Origin of the sequence: Amycolatopsis plumensis (assembly GCF_042652605.1) — a bacterium.
Taxonomy (GTDB): domain Bacteria; phylum Actinomycetota; class Actinomycetes; order Mycobacteriales; family Pseudonocardiaceae; genus Amycolatopsis; species Amycolatopsis plumensis.
The window spans coordinates 6,822,701-6,837,816 of the sequence record NZ_JBHSJY010000001.1 but is presented as its reverse complement, the minus strand read 5'-3'; the positions used below and the strand labels follow the sequence as shown (position 1 = coordinate 6,837,816).

The window sequence follows — 15,116 nt, the reverse complement described above, 5'->3', positions numbered from 1 at the left end:
ATGCCCCGAGCGCACGCGGCCGGTCGTGAGTGAGAAACAGTGTTCTAACCCTGTTTCTCACTCACGACCGGGGGGCGTCCACCGTGGAGGGTCAGCGGGCCGGCAGCAGCGGGAGCAGCTCCTGGTGACGGCCGGCCCGGCGCAGCACGGGTGAGCCCGGCCGGTCCGGTTCCCGCGCGCCGGCCCGCAGCGCGGTCAGGAAGCGCACGACCGCGTCCGGTGGCGGCAGGATGTCCGCGCCGCCGAGGTAGGACAGCACGATCATCTCCTCGCCGCACGCCGCCTCGACGGCGACCGCCCAGCCGTGCACCTCGTCCCAGAGCAGCGCCACGTCGCGGTCGGGGAACCGGCGCAGCCGCCAGTCCACCGCCAGGTACGCCGACACCGGGACGTCGACGTCCACGGTGCAGGATTCCAGGCCGAAGCCGAGTGCGCGCGCCACCTCGCCGAGATACGCGCGCAGCCCGCGCTGGAACCAGAATTCGAGATCGGTGTCGATCAGGCCGGACACCCGTTTCCTTTCGCCACGTTCGACAAGACCGGCAACGGCCGCCATATCATTGTCTTTCGCCGCCGCGACGGCTGTCGCGGTTCGTGCGCCACCGTACCGATTTCACGGACTTCGGCCCACCGCCGGACATCGCAATCCGCTGCCGTGCAGCGACACGCCCGCCTGCACGTGCATCAATCCATTGTGGACGATCAAATCCGCAGGTGACGGCGTTTTCCCGCAATTCACCGGAATCACCCCGGCGCGGCCGGAGCGAATGGAGGTTCCCGAAGTTCAGCCGAACGCAGGAATCGGTACCCGGGTGCGTTCCAGATCGGCGAACAGATCTCCGAAGTCTTCGACGCGCTCCAGGACTTCGCCCGCGGTGAACCTCAGGTGCGTGACGTGCCGGCAGGCGCGGACCTCGTCCCAGGTGACCGGTGTCGACACCGTGGGCTCGTCGCGCCCCCGCAGCGAGTACGGCGCCACGGTCGTCTTGAACGGGTTGTTCTGGCTCCAGTCGATGAAGACCTTGCCCGGGCGCAGGTTCTTCGTCATCCGCGCCACGACCAGGTCCGGTGTCTCCGCGGCGAGCCGCTCGGCCAGCGCCTTGGCGTACCGCGACGGCTCGCCGCCGTCCGTCGTCACGACGCCGGCGTAGAGCTGCATCCCCTTGGAGCCACTGGTCTTCGCCACCGGGGTCAGCCCGTCCTCGACGAGGACGTCGTGCAGCCGTTCGGCGACCCGGCTGCAGTCGACCACCGACGCGCCGGGCCCCGGATCGAGGTCGAACACCAGCCGGTCCGGGGTGCCGCGCTCGTCGCCGGGCCCGACCGTCCACTGGTGGACGTGCAGTTCGAGGGCCGCGAGGTTGGCCGCCCACACGAGTTCGGGCAGGTCGTTGATCAGCGGGTACGCGACGAGCTCGGGGTCCTTGCGGCGGCCGCCGACGGTCAGGCGCGCGGTCCGGACCCAGTCCGGGGCGTGCCGGGAGACGTCCTTTTCGAAGAACGAACCGCCGGCGACGCCGTCGGGGAACCGCACGAACGTCATCGCCCGGTCGCGGATGTGCGGCAGCAGCACCGGCGCGATCCGCGTGTAGTAGTCGAGCACCTCGCCCTTGGTGAAACCGTGCCGGGGGTAGAGCACCTTCTCGAGGTTCGAGAGGGTCAGCTGCCGTTCGCCGACCCGCACCGTGATCCTGCTCCCCGCCACGACCTCACGTTACCGCGGCAGGACGTGCCCGGAGAGCACCCGCTCGACGAACCGCTCCGCGACTTCGCGCAGCTTGACGTTCTCCCGCTGCGACTGCTCCACCAGGAGGGCGAAGGCGTCGTCGGCGTCGACCTGGCGGATCGCCATCAGCATGCCCTTGGCCTGGTCGATGACCGCGCGGGAGGTCAGCGCGGTCCGCAGGTGCTCGGCGGTCTCGCGGGCGTGCAGGTACCGGCGGTACACGCGCAGGATCGCCTCGACCGCGGCCGTGTAGAGCTCCAGCAGCTGCGCTCCGACTTCCGCGAAGCCGTCGTCCTGCCGTCCGTAGCAGTTGACCGCGCCGGAGAACTGCTCGTCGGCCACCAGGGGCGCCGCCAGGAAGCTGCCGAAGCCGGCCTCCCGGGCGCCCCTGGCGAAGCCCGGCCACACCTGCGACGCGTCGGCCACCGTGGTGCGGACGATCTTGCCGCCGCGCATCGCCGCCAGGCACGGGCCGTCGCCGATCCGGTACTGCTCGCGGTCGAGCTCGGCCACCACCTCGCCCGTCGCGGTCGCCGTGTGCGGCACCTCCCCGGTCACCAGCGTGATCGACGCTTCGTCGACGCCGGGGACGACGTGGCGGACCTGCCGGCACACGTGCTGCAGCAGGATCCGGAAGTCGTCCTCCTCCCGCAGCACCGCGGTGAGTGCTTCCAGCGCCCCGGTGACCTCGTCGAACAAGGGCGACGCCGGGGCGGCGGGGTCCGGGCGATCCATGGCTGCTCCTCCCGTTCGGACGCGAAGCCGGGTACCCACTCCGCCGCCGATCCATGTCCGCGGGTCACCGCGCGCGGGAGACCGGGTCCGCCGCGGAGAAGGCCCCGAACTCCCCGATGAACAGCGGAAGCCGCCGCTCCCGCCCCCAGGCCGCGACCCCGGCCAGGTCGGCATAGCGGCCCGCGATCTGCCGCCAGAGCGCGAGGAGCGTCGACGCGCGGGGAGAATGCCCCGCCTCAGCTGCCCGTTCACCGTGCCGACCCACCCGCGCCGCGGGGTACTCCGCGGGGGTTTACCGATGCCCCCGGATTGGTAATCCCCGGCCATGTCGTCGGAACAGGCCGCACCGGGCGAGCTGCCGCTGGACGGTGAGCTCGCCGCCGTCGCCGCCCGGATGGCCGGGCTGCTGCTGTCGCGCGAAACCGTGGATTCGGTGCTGGAATTGATCGTTTCGCTGGCCGGGACGACGATCCCGGCCGCCTCGGGCGTGGGGGTGACCCTCGTCGACACCGGCGGCGGCTTCGTCACGACGAGCGCCTCGGGCCCGCTGGTGCGGGAGGCCGACGCCCTCCAGTACGAGCTCGGCGAAGGTCCCTGCCTGGCCGCGCTGACCGGCTGCTCGCCCCAGCGGATCGACGACGTCGCCACCGAACGGCGCTGGACCCGGTGGTGCGCCGCGGTCGCCGGCTCGGGGCTGCGGTCGGTCGTCACCGCCCCGATGGTCACCGAAGACGGCTGCCACGGCGCCATCAAGATCTACGCGACGGCTCCCGGCGCCTTCGGTCCCGTCGACGAGCGGGCGCTGGTGTCCTTCGCCGACCGCGCCGCGGTCCTGGTCGCCAACGCGCACGCCTACGAGCGGGCCGGCCGGTTCAGCGAGCAGTTCAAGGACACCCTGCGCGACCGGGACCGGATCGCCATGGCGAAGGGCTTCCTCATGGGCCGGGAGGGGCTCGGCGAGGAGGCCGCGTTCGACCGCCTGCTGGCGCTGGCCCGCGACGGCGGCACCACCCCGGCCGAGGCCGCCGCGCACCTCGTCGGCCCCGTGCCGTCGGAAGGGTGAGCGCATGCGTTTCCTGCCCGAGGAGGAACAGCGGCGGCTGGTCGCCGCCTGCTTCACCCGGAGCGAGCTGACGCTGGAACAGCTGTGGATGCGGTACTTCGCGCTCGGCGGCAGCCTGAGCCTGCTGGAGCTGGACGCCTACCTCAACGGGCTGGTCACGCTCCCCCGCGTCGACCGCGACATGGTCGCCCACGCCGTCAACGAGCGGCTCGACGAGGTGGCCGGCCCGGCCCGCGCGCCCTACAGCCATTCGGTGCAGGACGCGAAGCCGTTGCACGGTCCCCTGAAGGCGCTGGTCGACCTGCTCGAAGGCGCCCACCGCGCCCCGCCGGAGCGGCTCCCGGCCGTCGTCGCCGAAGCGGGCCGCGCGCTCGACCTGACGATCGGCGTCTACCTGGCCGACTACGACCAGCGCACCCTCATGCCGCTGCAGCCCGGCGCCGCGGCCCTCGACATCGACACCACCGTCGGCGGGGACGTGTACCGCCGCGCCGCCACCCTGACCCGCGACGGGACATTGTGGACGGTCTTGCTCGACGGCGTGGAACGGCTCGGGGTCCTCGAAATCGTCCCGGCCGGTGACGCCGGCCCGGACGACCCCGCGCTGCGGGAGCAGTGCCGGTGGCTGTCCGCGCTGCTCGGGCACCTCGTCACGATCACCACCCAGTACGGCGACGGGCTGGACCGCCGTCGCCGGCTCCGGCGCCGCGATTCCCCCGCCGAACTACTGTGGCAGAGCCTGCCGCCGCTGACCGGCGCGACGGACCGCGTCGTCGTGGGCGGGAGCGTCCAGCCGGTCTACGACCTCTGCGGCACCGTGTTCGACTACGCTCTCTCGGAGGAGCGCGCCCAGGTGGCGATGTTCGACACCGGCGCGCGCACGCGCGGCGCGAACACGGCGGTCGTGAGCGCCCTCGCCGCCTACCGCGCCGCTCGCCACGGCGGCGCATCCCTCGCTGAGCAGTTCACGGCGATCGGCGCCGAGCTCGACGGCCGGTCCGGCCTCCCGGCCGTCGGGGGCGTGCTCGCCGAGCTGGATCTGGGCACCGGCGAGCTACGCGTGCTCGGCGGCGGGTTCCCGGAGCCCGTGGTCGTCCGCGGGAGCGAGGTCCTGCCGGTCACCGGGCTCACCGCACCGGGCTTCACCGCGGCCGGCGGGCCACCGCCGGTCACGGAGCTGCGGCTCGAACCGGGCGACCTGCTCGCGCTGTGCTCCCGGGGCGTCGCCGAAACCGCGGACGGTGCCGGGGAGCCGTTCGGCCGCGCGCGGATCACCGCCCACCTGGCCCGCGACGCCGGCGAACTGCCCCCGGAGGTCGCCCGCCGGCTCGCCCGGGCGGTCCTCACCCACGGCGGCGGGGAGTTCCGACAGGACGCGGCCGTGCTGATCGCCCGGTGGAACCCGCGTCGAGGGTCCTCGGCGGACGCGCTCGCACCGGCACGCCGGTGGTGAGCACCCGCGCCGCCGCTCGCAGCGAATGAGACCGGCCCGGGTCAGCAGGCGGTGTCGTGCACCTCGGGCGCCAGGAGCTCTCGCAGCGCATCGGACAGCGACGCGAACATCGGCACGACGGCGGCCAGCCCGGTGATCCGGAACAGGCGTGCCAGGGTCCGGCTGTTCGCCACGACCCCGAAGCGCCGTCCCGCGGCGCCCGCCCGCTCGGCGGCCGCGGCCAGGGCGCGGGCGCCGGCCAGGCCGACGAAGGCCACCTGCGTGAGGTCCACCACGGTCGTCCCCGGTGGGGCCGATCCCAGCTCGCGCTCGAGGATCGGCAGGGTCAGCGCGTCGATTTCGCCGGCGAGGGTGAGCACGAGGAAACCGGGGCGGTACTCCGTCCGGCGCGCGACCAGCGGCGCGGACCGGGTGGGGACCGGAATGGCAGGGGACACGGGTTCGGTTGGCCTTCCGCGCCGGCCGGGGCCGGCGGCACAGTGTGGTGATCACGGGAGAGTGATCAAGGACGGGGTCTTGATACCCAAACGCCCGATCCGGAAACGCTCTCCTTCAGGGCGAGACGTTCGTGAACGCCGACCAGAGCCGTTCCGCGGCGCGGTGGGCCGGCGCACTCGGCCGGATTTCCCGGACGCCCTGCGCCGGGGCCGCCACCTCGCCGCCCAGGTACTCGACGAGGGCGACGGCCAGCTCGCGAACCTTGACGTTGAACTCCTGGCTGGCCCGGCGCAGCGTCTGCCAGGCCTCGTCCGGCGGGCACCGGCGGACCGCCATGATCGCGCCCTTCGCCTGCTCGATGGCGGCCCGGGAGGCCAGCAGGTCCAGCGTCTGGTCGGGGTCGCCCGCGGTGGCGGTCTCGGCGACCACGAGGGTCATCTCGGTGAGTTTCGCGTACCGCCGCAGCACGGCGAGGGTTTCCTCGTCCGGGGCGCGGTCGAGCGTGACCGACAGGACGAACGCACCGTCTTCGTCCCAGAACCCGGGCAGCGCCGCGGCGCCGCGGATCGTCTCCGCCGCCGGGCCGCCGTCGAACACGGTCTCGCGGAGCAGCTCCGGCCAGCGCGGGTCGCCGAAGAGGCGGTCCGTGACGACCGGCTCGCCGGTATCGGCCGCGACCACGACCGGGCCGCCGTGCGCCAGCTGGGCGGGCATCAGCTGCTCGGCGACGCCCGCGGTGGCCAGCACCCGCAGCGGCCGGTCGCCGCGGCCGACGGTCAGGCCCGCGCCGAGCCAGCCCGGCACTTCGCCGGAGATGCGCTCGAGCAGCGCCTGGAGCAGTTCGGCGAGGGGTCTCCAGCGATCCGCCGCGTTCACGAGTGTTTCGGTCACCGTTCCTCCACCGGTCTTGGTCCCCTTGATTTACCGCACGCGGCGGTCCGCCGCCTCCGACGCGGCCGGAATTTGTGGGACCGGCCACGCGGACGGGCCACCCGGCAGGGCCGTCCGGGGGAACCCGATCACCCGGCTGCGCTCAGCAGCGCTCGAGGAGGTCCTGTTCCTGCACCACCGGCAGCGACAGCGTCCGGTAGCCGACGTCGTCGAAGAGGACGGTGAGCTTGTCCTCCTCGACGGTCATCACGACCCCGCGGCCCCACTCGGCGTGCCGGACGACGTGCTCCGCGCGGAACTCCCCGGCCGGCGACGGTTCCTCGGCCGTGGCACCGGCTTCGCAGGTGTCACAGTTGCCGCACGGCGCCGCGAGTTCCTCGCCGAAGTACCCGAGCAGGTACCGGCGGCGGCAGCCGGTGGTTTCCGCGTACGCGCGCAGCATCTCCACCCGCGAGCGGACCAGCTCGGCCGCCCGCTCCGCCGCTTCGAGCGCCCGCCCGACGACCGCCCCGGTGCCCGCGCGGCCGTCGGTGAGCGCGAACCGGCCGTCCGGCCCGGTCAGCACGTCGCCGCAGCGTTCGAGCAGGCCGAGGGCGCGGGTCCGCCGCGCGGACGGGCCGGGCACGGCTTCGGCCAGCTGCCGCCGGCCCAGCGGTCCCGGCCGCAGCGCTTCGACCACGGCCCGGAGCTCGGCCTCCGGCGGCGCGGACCGGGTGAGGAACCGTTGCCGCGCCAGGTCTTCGGGCCGGTAGCAGAGCAGCACCTCGGCCGGTTCGCCGTCGCGGCCCGCGCGGCCGATCTGCTGGTAGTACGTGTCGACCGAGTCCGGGACGGACGCGTGCACCACGAACCGCACGCCGGGCTGGTCGATGCCCATGCCGAACGCCGAGGTCGCCACCACGACGTCGGTCTCCCCCGCGGCGAACCGCCCGTGCACCGCGTCGCGGTCGGCCGCCTTCATGCCGCCGTGGTAGGCGAAGGCGCGGACACCCCGGGCCGACAGCGCCTCCGCGTAGTCCTCGGTCTCCCGGCGGCTCGCGGTGTAGAGCAGCCCGCTGCCGGACATCGCCGCCACCCGGTCGACCACCGCGGCGCGCTTGCCGGCGTCGTCGGTGAACCGCGCGACGGCCAGGTGCAGGTTCGGCCGGTCGAAGCTCGCGATCACCCGCACCGGGTCACGCAGGCCCAGCGCGGCGACGATGTCGTCGCGGACCGGCGCGGCCGCGGTGGCGGTGAGGGCGATGACCGGCGGACGGCCCAGCCGGTCGATCACCGGGGCCAGCCGCAGGTAGTCGGGCCGGAAGTCGTGGCCCCACGCGGAAACGCAGTGGGCTTCGTCGACGACGAACAGGGACACGCCCGCCTCGGCCAGCCCGGTGACGACCTCGTCCTTCGCGAGCTGCTCCGGCGACAGGAAGACGTACTCCGCCGTGCCGCCCCGGATCGCCGCCCACACCCGGTCCCGCTCGCCCGCCGACTGCCGCGAGTCGAGGGCCACCGCGTCGGGCACCGGCGCGGCGTCCAGGCCCTCGATCTGGTCGCGCTGCAGCGCCAGCAACGGAGAAACGATCACCGTCGGGCCGGGCAGCACCAGGGCGGGGACCTGGTAGATCGCCGATTTGCCGGCCCCGGTGGGCAGCACCGCCAGCACGTCCCGCTCCCCGGCCGCCGCGCGCATCGCCTCGGTCTGCTCGGCGGACAGCTCGGCCCAGCCGAAGCGGTCCGCGGCCAGTCGGCGCAGCTCGGCCATCTTCCCGTCGTCGCTCATGGCGGCAGGGCTACCCCGGACGGCGCCCGGCAACCGCCGACCCGAACGAGCGGTTTACCCCGTTGCACACCCTGGGTAACCGAACGGTGATCCGAGGAGGCGCCATGACCCACCGGTGGTCCCGATGATGTTCAGCGAAGTGGTCGTCGCCGGGCAGATCGCCCGCGACCTGGTGATCGAAGTCCCGGACGCACCCGGCGCGGACTCGTCGGCGCCGGTGCGGCACCGCCAGGAGCTGCTCGGCGGGAAGGGCGCGAACCAGGCCGTGGCGCTGGGCCAGCTCGGGGTGTCGGTGTCGCTGGTCGGCGTCGTCGGCCGCGACCGCAGCGGGGACGCGCTGCTCGCGCAGGCCCGGGCCGACCGGATCGGCACCTCCCACGTGATCCGCCGGGCGGGCACCGAGACGGCCCTGCTCGTCGACGTCGTCGAGGACCACGGCCGGCGCCGCTACCTCGAGCACGTCCCGGAGGGCACGCTGCTCACCGAGAACGACGTCTTCGCCGCGTCCGCCCCGATCTCGGCGGCCGCGTCCCTCATCGTGCAGCTGCAGCAGCCGGCGCCGGCCGCCCTGATGGCGGCCCGCCTGGCGCACACGGCGGGCACCCGGGTCGTGCTCGACGGCGCCCCGCAGGACGACACGCTGACGTCGGACCTGCTCGCGCTCGCCGATGTCGTGCGCGCGGACGGCCACGAAGCCGAGCTCCTCACCGGCCGGCCGGTGGACGACGTGGCCGCCGCCGCGCGCGCCGCCGCGGACCTCCGGCGGCGAGGCCCGTCCCTGGTCGTGCTGGAGGTGTCCGGGCAGGGCAACCTGTTCGCCGGGCCGGAGGGCACCTGGTTCGTGCCGGACGTCGACACCGAGGTCGTCGACCCGACCGGTGCCGGGGACGCGCTGGTCGCCACCCTGACCGCGGCACTGACCCGCCGCCGTCCCCTGGAGACGGCGGCGAGCCTGGCCGTCGCGGCCGCCGCGGCGACGACCGGGCACGCTGGCGGGCGCCCGCACCTGTCCCGCGCGGAACTCGACCGGCTGCAGCCGCGAGAGCTGGAGACCGTCCAGGCCTGAGGGCTACAGGCCGGGCAGCTTCTGGCGGAGCCCCAGGAGCACCGAGAACGGGTCCCCGCGCTCGGCCAGGCGCGCCGGGACGTCGCGGATCGTCCACCGGTCGGGCGCCAGCTCCGGGTCGTCGAGCTCGTCCCATTCCATTGGCACCGAAACCGGCGCACCGGGCCGCGGACGGACGCTGTAGGGCGCGACCAGTGTTTTGTTCAGCACGTTCTGCGTGTAGTCGAGCCGGGCGCGGCCGCGGCGCTTGTCCTTCGTCCAGGCCCAGCTGACCAGGTCGGGCAGCACCCGCCCGATCGTCTTGGACACCGTCTCCGCCCACGCGCGGGTCTGCTCGAAGGTGCAATGCGGCTCGATCGGCACCCACACCTGGATGCCGCGCTGCCCGGTCACCTTGGGCCGTCCGGTGAGGCCGAGGTGCTCGAGCGCGGTGCGGTGCAGCCGCGCCAGGTCGAGGACCTCCTCGAACGTCGTCTCCGGGCCCGGGTCGATGTCGAACAGCACCCACGTCGGGTGGTCGACGTCGGCGGCCCGGGAGGTCCACGCGTGCAGCTCCAGCGCCCCGTAGTTGGCCAGCCAGGCCAGGGCCGCGACGCTGTCGGCGACGACGTACCGCTGGCTCTCCCCCGGGTCGGCGCGCTCGTTGCGCCAGGTCGTCAGCCAGTCGGGCGCGTGCCGCGGGACTTCCTTCTGCCAGAAGCCCGCCTCGGTGACGCCCTGCGGGAACCGGTGGGTGTTGAGCGGGCGGCCCGCCAGGTACGGCAGCATCGACGGCGCGACCGTGACGTAGTACCGGATGAGGTCACGCTTGGTGACCGGCTTCCCGCCGTCGGCCGCGGGAAAGAGCACCTTGTCCAGGTTGGTCAGGGCCAGCTCCCGGCCCGCGACCGACCACCGGCCCTTGGCGCCCAGCGCGTCGAGGGCGGCGAGTTCGTCTTCGGTGGGGGCCTGCCAGCCGGCGACCGGCTCCTCCGCCTCGGCGGCCGGGCGGTCGCCGTGCCAGAGGGCGTCGGGAGCGGCCGCGACCTCGTCGTTGGTGCGGCCGCTCTTCACCGAGCGCGGGTGGTCTTCGGCGTCCCAGCCGGCCTGCGCGTGCTCGTCCTGCTTGTGCAGGAGGAACCACTGGTCCTTCTCACCGCGGCTGGTCCGGACGAGGACGAACCGGCCGGCCAGCTTCTCGCCGTCGAGGTCGAAGTGCAGCGTCCCGGCCTCGATCGCGCGGGCCGGGTCGGCTTCGACCGGCCGCCAGACGCCGCGGTCCCAGACGATGACGTCCCCGCCGCCGTATTCGCCGCGCGGGATGACACCCTCGAACCCGGCGTACTCGATCGGGTGATCTTCGACGTGCACGGCCAGCCGGCGGGCCTTCGGGTCCAGCGTGGGTCCCTTCGGCACGGCCCAGCTGACCAGCACGCCGTCGAGTTCCAGGCGGAAGTCGTAGTGCAGCCGGCGCGCCCGGTGCCGCTGCACGACGAACCGGTGGCCGTCGACGTCCGCCGCGGCCCCGCCGGCCGGCTCCGCGGTACGGTCGAAGTCGCGCATCTCCTGGTAGCGCCGCAGTTTGCGGGCCGGGTCTGCTGCCATGCCCGTGGAGTACCCACTCAGTCCGGCGACGACCAGGGCGGGTTCTTCTTCGCCAGCTCCTCGTATTCGGCGACCTCCTGCGGGGTCGGGTCGATCCCGGCCTCCTCGGCGAATTCCTCCGGATCGGTGACGTCTTCTTCCGGCTCGGTCATGGTCAGCCGCCCAGCGCGCCGCGGATGAGGTCCCGGGCCCGGTCCATGATCGCCGCGGGCGCGCCCAGCAGCAGATTGGCCTTCGCGCTCTCGACGCCTGGGTGCGGCCGGGTCGGCCCGACGGCTTCGGCCACCTTCGCGGTGGCGGCCATCGCCCGGAGCCGCTCCGGCGGGCGGTGCGCCCGCAGCAGCGGGAACTCCTCGCGCTCCTCGTGCTCGGCGTGCGCGAGGACGTCCTCGCGCAGCTGGACGAGCAGGGTGTCGAAGCCGTCGGCCTCCGGCCCCATCTTCTGCAGGGTGGTCAGCAGTTCCTTGGCCCGGTGCTCCTCGCCCAGCCGGGCTTCGACGACGGGCTTCGCCGCGGGCTCGAGGTCGCGGATTTCGGGGTGCACGACCAGTTCCTCCGCCGTCTCGTGCACGGCCAGCAGCCGCACGAGGTCGTGGAACAGGTCCCGCCGCCGGTCACCCTCCGCGGTCTCCAGCTCGGCGAACAGCTCGCGGATTTCCCGGTGCTGGCGCTCCAGCAATTGGATGACGTCTTCGTCGTGCTCCGCCATGAACGGCCTCCTCCTGGCTCGATGCTCGGTCGGAAGCGGCGTTCCCCATCCCGGACGGCTTACTCGTCCCGGCGGGCGACTGTGAGCCACAGCGCGCCCGCGGCGGCGACGGCGAGCCCGGCGACGGCCCACCAGGACCACCAGCCGAAGAAGGCGACGACGAGCCCGACGGCGAGCAGCACGCTCCCGCCGACGGAGGCGGTGTCCTGGTCCCCGGCCCGTGCGGTGAAGGCCATCAGCCCACCCGCCCATCGACGGCGGCCACGACGAGCGCGGCGGACCGCGCCACGGTCAGGCCTCGCTCCTTGGCCATGGAAACCAGGGCGGCCTGCGCGGCCGGACGGCTGAGTCCTTGCGCGGCAAGAACTTCCAGAGCCAGGCCGACGACATCCTGGGCGGGCGGAGTGGCGGTGCGCACGGGCATCGGAAGACCTCCGGAGCGATTCGGCGGCGAAACGAACGGGACCGGATACCCCGCCGCGCCGGGTTTCACACCCCTTTACCGAACCGGGTGGCGGGCCCGGGTTCAACTCCCGGCGAGCCCTTCTGTGGCTGGGGTGCGGCTCGGCACGACCGCGGCGGCGGGGTGGCGGAGCGAGGCGGCGGGGTGGCCGCGCGGCGGGGCGACTTGGCGACACGGCGGCGAGGTTGCAACGCGGCGGGTGCGGGCGGCGCTGGCAAAGCGGCGGGCGGCGGGCGGCGGGCGGCGGGGCAGCGAAGCGGCAGGGCGGCACGCGGCGGGCGCCTTGGCGGCGGGGCAGCGACACCGCGGGTGCAGGCGGCGCTGGCGAAGCGGCGGAGGGCGGGCGGCGGGGCGGCACGCGGTGGGGCGCCTTGGCGGCGCGGCGGCGACACCGCGGGTGCGGGCGGCGCGGGCGGCGGAGGGCGGGCGGGCGGGCGGGCGGGCGGCGAGGATGTCTCGCGACCATCCACCCGGCGCCGGGCCGATCGCCCCGCCCCCGATCACCCCACGCCGAACCACACCGCGGTGTCCGGCGGGACCCGGCCGCCGTCGAGCGGTCCGCTCGCCAGCACCACCCGCGCGTCCTCGGGCAGCCCGCACGGGCCGTCCCCCAGGTTCACCACGCAGCCGAACCCCGGCTCGCGCGTGAACGACAGCACCCCCTCCGGCGCGGGCGACCACGTCATCGTCCCGTCCCCCAGTGCCGGGTGCTCCCGCCGCAGCGCGAGCGCCGTGCGGTACAGGGCGAGCATCGAGTCCGGGTCGGCCGCCTGCGCCTCGGCCGTCAGGGTCCGCCACCCGGCCGGCTGGGGCAGCCAGGCCGGTGCGCCGCCGTCGGTGAAGCCGAACGGGGGCTCCGTTCCCGACCACGGCAGCGGGACGCGGCAGCCGTCGCGGCCGCGGCGGGTGCGTCCCGAGCGCTCCCACGTCGGGTCGGCCAGCAGCTCATCGGGCAGGTCCTCGACCTCCGCCAACCCCAATTCCTCACCCTGGTACAGGTAGGCGCCCCCGGGCAGCGCGAGCATCAGCAGCAGCGCCGCCCTGGCCCGCCGCGTCCCCAGCCGTCCGCCGCCGAAGCGGGTGACGTGGCGGACCACGTCGTGGTTCGACAACACCCAGGTCGCCGGCGCGCCGACCGCGTGGAGGGCGGCCAAGGTCCGGTCGATAACCTCCCGCAACGCGGCCGGATCCCAGGCGCAGCGCAGGAAGTCGAAGTTGAACGCGGTGTGCAGCTCGTCCGGGCGGACGTACCGGGCGAGCCGGTCCGGGCGGTCGACCCACGCCTCGGCGACGAACACGCGGTCCGGGCCGAACTCGGCCGCGACCCGGCGCCACGACCGGTAGATCTCGTGCACGCCGTCGCGGTCCCAGTGCGGATGGCGGCTGCGGTCCGGTGGCCGCACGATCTCCTCGTCGTCCACGCCGAGGTCGGGGAACTCCGGGTCCTTGAGCAGGCCGTGGGCGACGTCGATGCGGACGCCGTCGACCCCGCGGGCGAACCAGAACCGCAGCAGGTCTTCGAAGTCCGCGCGGACTTCCGGGTGTTCCCAGTCGAGGTCCGGCTGCTCCGGGGCGAACAGGTGCAGGTACCACTCGCCGTCGGGCGCGCGGGTCCAGGCGGGGCCGCCGAAGACGCTGCGCCAGTCGTTCGGCGGCCGGTCGCCGCGGCCGGGCCGGAAGTGGTAGCGCGCGCGTTCGGGCGAGCCGGGGCCGGCAGCCAGCGCGGCGCGAAACCACCGGTGCCGGTCCGAGGTGTGGTTCGGAACGACGTCGATCACCACGCGCAGCCCGAGCCGGTGCGCCTCGGTGATCAGCGCGACGGCGTCGGCGTCGGTGCCGAACAGCGGGTCCACCGACCGGTGATCCTCGACGTCGTACCCGCCGTCGACCATCGGCGAGCGGTACCACGGCGTGGTCCACACGGCGTCGACACCCAGCTCGGCCAGATATCCCAAGCGAGCGCGGAGACCGGCGAGATCCCCGGTGCCGTCGCCGCCGGAGTCGGCGAAGCTGCGGACGTAGACCTCGTAGACCACCGCGTCGCGCCACCAGCCGTCCATGACCCGAGTATCTACGCTGGGGACGTGACCGACGCGTGGGAATGGGATCCGTCCCTCTATTCGGGCAGCGCGCGGTACTACGCGCAGGGCCGCGCGGCGTATCCCCCCGAGCTCGCCACGGCCTTCGCCGAAGAGCTCGGGCTGGACGGCACCGGGCGGCTGCTCGACGTCGGCTGCGGCCCGGGGTCGCTGACGCTGCTGCTGGCCGGGCTGTTCGAGGAGGCGTTGGGGCTCGACGCCGACGGCGACATGCTCGCCGAAGCGAGCCGGCTCGCGGTGAACGCCGGCAACTGCCGGTGGGTGCACCGGCGCGCGGAAGAGCTGCCCGCCGGGCTGGGGCGGTTCCGGCTGGTCACCTTCGCGCAGTCCTTTCACTGGTTGGACCGGCCCCGCGTCGCCGCCGCGGTGCGGGGAACACTGACGCCGGACGGGGTCTGCGCCCACGTGCACGCGTCGACGCACGAGAGCGTCCACCCGGCGATCGCGGAGCTGGTGCGCGAATACCTCGGCCCGGTGCGGCGCGCGGGCCGGAGTGCGCTGCCCGCGGGCACGCCTGGCGGCGAGGCGGCGATCTACCGCGCGGCGGGCTTCCACGGCCCGCGGCGGTTCGAGGTGCCAGGGCGGGTGGTGACCCGGACGGTCGACGACGTCGTCGCCGGGGTGTTCTCACTGTCGAGCTCGGCACCGCACCTGTTCGGCGACCGGCGGGCCGCGTTCGAAGCGGAACTCCGGCGACGGCTGGCTTCGGCGGAGACGTTCACCCTGCGGCTGCCCGAAATCGCCGTCGACCTGTGGTTCACCAGGGGTTGTTGAAGTCCTCGTCCTCTTCGACGGCGGCCCGGGGCCGTCGCGCGGCCCGCGGCTCGTCCCGCACGGGCCGCGGCGCCGGTTCGAAGCCGGCGGAGTACTCCTCGGCGGCGAAGGCGGAGGCCGGTTCGGCGTGCGAGCGGTCGGTGCTCCAGCCGGACTTCGTCTTGCGCAGGGCCATTTCGCGGACGTGCTGCACGTACCGTTCGGCCGCCTGGACCTGCTTGGTCATGTACTCGTGGGAGCGCGCCTTGATCTCCTCGCCCTGCTGTTCGCGCAGGGCACGGCGATCGGCCTGTTCGCGCACGAGGCCGTCGAGCTCGGCCTTCATCCCGGCGATGTCGGTCATGCGT

18 protein-coding genes are annotated in these 15,116 nt (G+C 74.1%); 4 read left to right on the top strand and 14 right to left on the bottom strand.

The features are described 5' to 3' along the window. Window positions 1-91 precede the first annotated feature (91 nt). The 4 genes from ACFPLC_RS33170 to ACFPLC_RS33155 all read right to left on the bottom strand — a co-directional run bounded on the left by ACFPLC_RS33170 (window position 92) and on the right by ACFPLC_RS33155 (window position 2,726). Window positions 92-511, bottom strand: a complete 420-nt coding sequence (locus tag ACFPLC_RS33170; protein ID WP_378206229.1) for a DUF6292 family protein — start codon at window positions 509-511, stop codon at window positions 92-94. Between the two features lie 273 nt (window positions 512-784). Continuing rightward, window positions 785-1,705 carry a non-homologous end-joining DNA ligase gene (gene ligD / locus ACFPLC_RS33165; protein WP_378206232.1) on the bottom strand — a complete coding sequence of 307 codons (921 nt, stop codon included), beginning with the start codon at window positions 1,703-1,705 and terminating at the stop codon, window positions 785-787. 9 nt (window positions 1,706-1,714) lie between these two features. Next, a complete protein-coding gene (locus tag ACFPLC_RS33160; RefSeq protein ID WP_378206235.1) occupies window positions 1,715-2,461 on the bottom strand; it encodes an ANTAR domain-containing response regulator in 747 nt (248 codons plus the stop codon). A gap of 64 nt (window positions 2,462-2,525) precedes the next feature. After that, window positions 2,526-2,726, bottom strand: coding sequence for a hypothetical protein (locus ACFPLC_RS33155; RefSeq protein WP_378206237.1), 201 nt, complete (start codon window positions 2,724-2,726; stop codon window positions 2,526-2,528). Window positions 2,727-2,786: 60 nt separating this feature from the next. Here ACFPLC_RS33155 and ACFPLC_RS33150 point away from each other — a divergent pair, with 60 nt between their 5' ends. Next, on the top strand, window positions 2,787-3,524 hold the full coding sequence (locus tag ACFPLC_RS33150) for an ANTAR domain-containing protein (protein WP_378206240.1): 738 nt from the start codon (window positions 2,787-2,789) through the stop codon (window positions 3,522-3,524). 4 nt (window positions 3,525-3,528) lie between these two features. Beyond that, window positions 3,529-4,977 carry a PP2C family protein-serine/threonine phosphatase gene (locus ACFPLC_RS33145; RefSeq protein WP_378206243.1) on the top strand — a complete coding sequence of 483 codons (1,449 nt, stop codon included), beginning with the start codon at window positions 3,529-3,531 and terminating at the stop codon, window positions 4,975-4,977. A 41-nt stretch (window positions 4,978-5,018) separates the two neighbouring features. On the opposite strand, the gene ACFPLC_RS33140 is transcribed toward ACFPLC_RS33145, so the two are convergent. The 3 genes from ACFPLC_RS33140 to ACFPLC_RS33130 all read right to left on the bottom strand — a co-directional run bounded on the left by ACFPLC_RS33140 (window position 5,019) and on the right by ACFPLC_RS33130 (window position 8,074). Beyond that, window positions 5,019-5,414 (bottom strand): STAS domain-containing protein, encoded by a 396-nt coding sequence (locus ACFPLC_RS33140; protein WP_191306587.1) that lies wholly within the window; start codon window positions 5,412-5,414, stop codon window positions 5,019-5,021. A 115-nt stretch (window positions 5,415-5,529) separates the two neighbouring features. Then, window positions 5,530-6,306, bottom strand: coding sequence for an ANTAR domain-containing protein (locus ACFPLC_RS33135; protein WP_378206246.1), 777 nt, complete (start codon window positions 6,304-6,306; stop codon window positions 5,530-5,532). A gap of 142 nt (window positions 6,307-6,448) precedes the next feature. Next, window positions 6,449-8,074 carry a RecQ family ATP-dependent DNA helicase gene (locus ACFPLC_RS33130; RefSeq protein ID WP_378206249.1) on the bottom strand — a complete coding sequence of 542 codons (1,626 nt, stop codon included), beginning with the start codon at window positions 8,072-8,074 and terminating at the stop codon, window positions 6,449-6,451. Between the two features lie 124 nt (window positions 8,075-8,198). Between ACFPLC_RS33130 and ACFPLC_RS33125 the strand changes: the two genes are divergently transcribed. Beyond that, on the top strand, window positions 8,199-9,140 hold the full coding sequence (locus ACFPLC_RS33125; RefSeq protein WP_378236009.1) for a PfkB family carbohydrate kinase: 942 nt from the start codon (window positions 8,199-8,201) through the stop codon (window positions 9,138-9,140). A 3-nt stretch (window positions 9,141-9,143) separates the two neighbouring features. Here ACFPLC_RS33125 and ligD (ACFPLC_RS33120) read toward each other — a convergent pair whose 3' ends face one another. The 6 genes from ligD (ACFPLC_RS33120) to ACFPLC_RS33095 form a co-directional block, all read right to left on the bottom strand. Beyond that, complete coding sequence (gene ligD, locus ACFPLC_RS33120; RefSeq protein ID WP_378206255.1) at window positions 9,144-10,724, bottom strand: non-homologous end-joining DNA ligase; 1,581 nt, start codon at window positions 10,722-10,724, stop codon at window positions 9,144-9,146. 17 nt (window positions 10,725-10,741) lie between these two features. Further along, complete coding sequence (locus tag ACFPLC_RS33115; RefSeq protein ID WP_268246846.1) at window positions 10,742-10,876, bottom strand: hypothetical protein; 135 nt, start codon at window positions 10,874-10,876, stop codon at window positions 10,742-10,744. 2 nt (window positions 10,877-10,878) lie between these two features. Then, entirely contained in the window at window positions 10,879-11,433 is a 555-nt protein-coding gene (locus tag ACFPLC_RS33110) for a hemerythrin domain-containing protein (protein ID WP_191306591.1), read from the bottom strand. Between the two features lie 59 nt (window positions 11,434-11,492). Further along, entirely contained in the window at window positions 11,493-11,669 is a 177-nt protein-coding gene (locus ACFPLC_RS33105; RefSeq protein WP_191306592.1) for a hypothetical protein, read from the bottom strand. After that, on the bottom strand, window positions 11,669-11,857 hold the full coding sequence (locus ACFPLC_RS33100; RefSeq protein WP_378206260.1) for a hypothetical protein: 189 nt from the start codon (window positions 11,855-11,857) through the stop codon (window positions 11,669-11,671). The genes ACFPLC_RS33105 and ACFPLC_RS33100 overlap by 1 nt, the downstream gene beginning before the upstream one ends. A gap of 539 nt (window positions 11,858-12,396) precedes the next feature. Continuing rightward, window positions 12,397-13,956 (bottom strand): glycoside hydrolase family 13 protein, encoded by a 1,560-nt coding sequence (locus ACFPLC_RS33095; protein WP_378207042.1) that lies wholly within the window; start codon window positions 13,954-13,956, stop codon window positions 12,397-12,399. Between the two features lie 24 nt (window positions 13,957-13,980). Here ACFPLC_RS33095 and ACFPLC_RS33090 point away from each other — a divergent pair, with 24 nt between their 5' ends. Further along, window positions 13,981-14,769, top strand: coding sequence for a class I SAM-dependent methyltransferase (locus tag ACFPLC_RS33090; protein ID WP_378207039.1), 789 nt, complete (start codon window positions 13,981-13,983; stop codon window positions 14,767-14,769). Here ACFPLC_RS33090 and ACFPLC_RS33085 read toward each other — a convergent pair. After that, window positions 14,753-15,112: a hypothetical protein gene (locus tag ACFPLC_RS33085; protein WP_378207036.1), complete on the bottom strand. Its 360-nt coding sequence runs from the start codon at window positions 15,110-15,112 to the stop codon at window positions 14,753-14,755. The genes ACFPLC_RS33090 and ACFPLC_RS33085 overlap by 17 nt on opposite strands. Window positions 15,113-15,116 lie beyond the last annotated feature (4 nt).

Bases quoted from the DNA above. Each gene is read 5' to 3' on its own strand.
- ACFPLC_RS33160 (WP_378206235.1), bottom strand. From the start codon at position 2,461: ATGGATCGCCCGGACCCCGCCGCCCCGGCGTCGCCCTTGTTCGACGAG.
- ACFPLC_RS33150 (WP_378206240.1), top strand. From the start codon at position 2,787: ATGTCGTCGGAACAGGCCGCACCGGGCGAGCTGCCGCTGGACGGTGAG.
- ACFPLC_RS33145 (WP_378206243.1), top strand. From the start codon at position 3,529: ATGCGTTTCCTGCCCGAGGAGGAACAGCGGCGGCTGGTCGCCGCCTGC.
- ACFPLC_RS33130 (WP_378206249.1), bottom strand. From the start codon at position 8,074: ATGAGCGACGACGGGAAGATGGCCGAGCTGCGCCGACTGGCCGCGGAC.
- ACFPLC_RS33125 (WP_378236009.1), top strand. From the start codon at position 8,199: ATGATGTTCAGCGAAGTGGTCGTCGCCGGGCAGATCGCCCGCGACCTG.
- ligD (WP_378206255.1), bottom strand. From the start codon at position 10,724: ATGGCAGCAGACCCGGCCCGCAAACTGCGGCGCTACCAGGAGATGCGC.
- ACFPLC_RS33115 (WP_268246846.1), bottom strand. From the start codon at position 10,876: ATGACCGAGCCGGAAGAAGACGTCACCGATCCGGAGGAATTCGCCGAG.
- ACFPLC_RS33110 (WP_191306591.1), bottom strand. From the start codon at position 11,433: ATGGCGGAGCACGACGAAGACGTCATCCAATTGCTGGAGCGCCAGCAC.
- ACFPLC_RS33105 (WP_191306592.1), bottom strand. From the start codon at position 11,669: ATGGCCTTCACCGCACGGGCCGGGGACCAGGACACCGCCTCCGTCGGC.
- ACFPLC_RS33100 (WP_378206260.1), bottom strand. From the start codon at position 11,857: ATGCCCGTGCGCACCGCCACTCCGCCCGCCCAGGATGTCGTCGGCCTG.
- ACFPLC_RS33095 (WP_378207042.1), bottom strand. From the start codon at position 13,956: ATGGACGGCTGGTGGCGCGACGCGGTGGTCTACGAGGTCTACGTCCGC.
- ACFPLC_RS33085 (WP_378207036.1), bottom strand. From the start codon at position 15,112: ATGACCGACATCGCCGGGATGAAGGCCGAGCTCGACGGCCTCGTGCGC.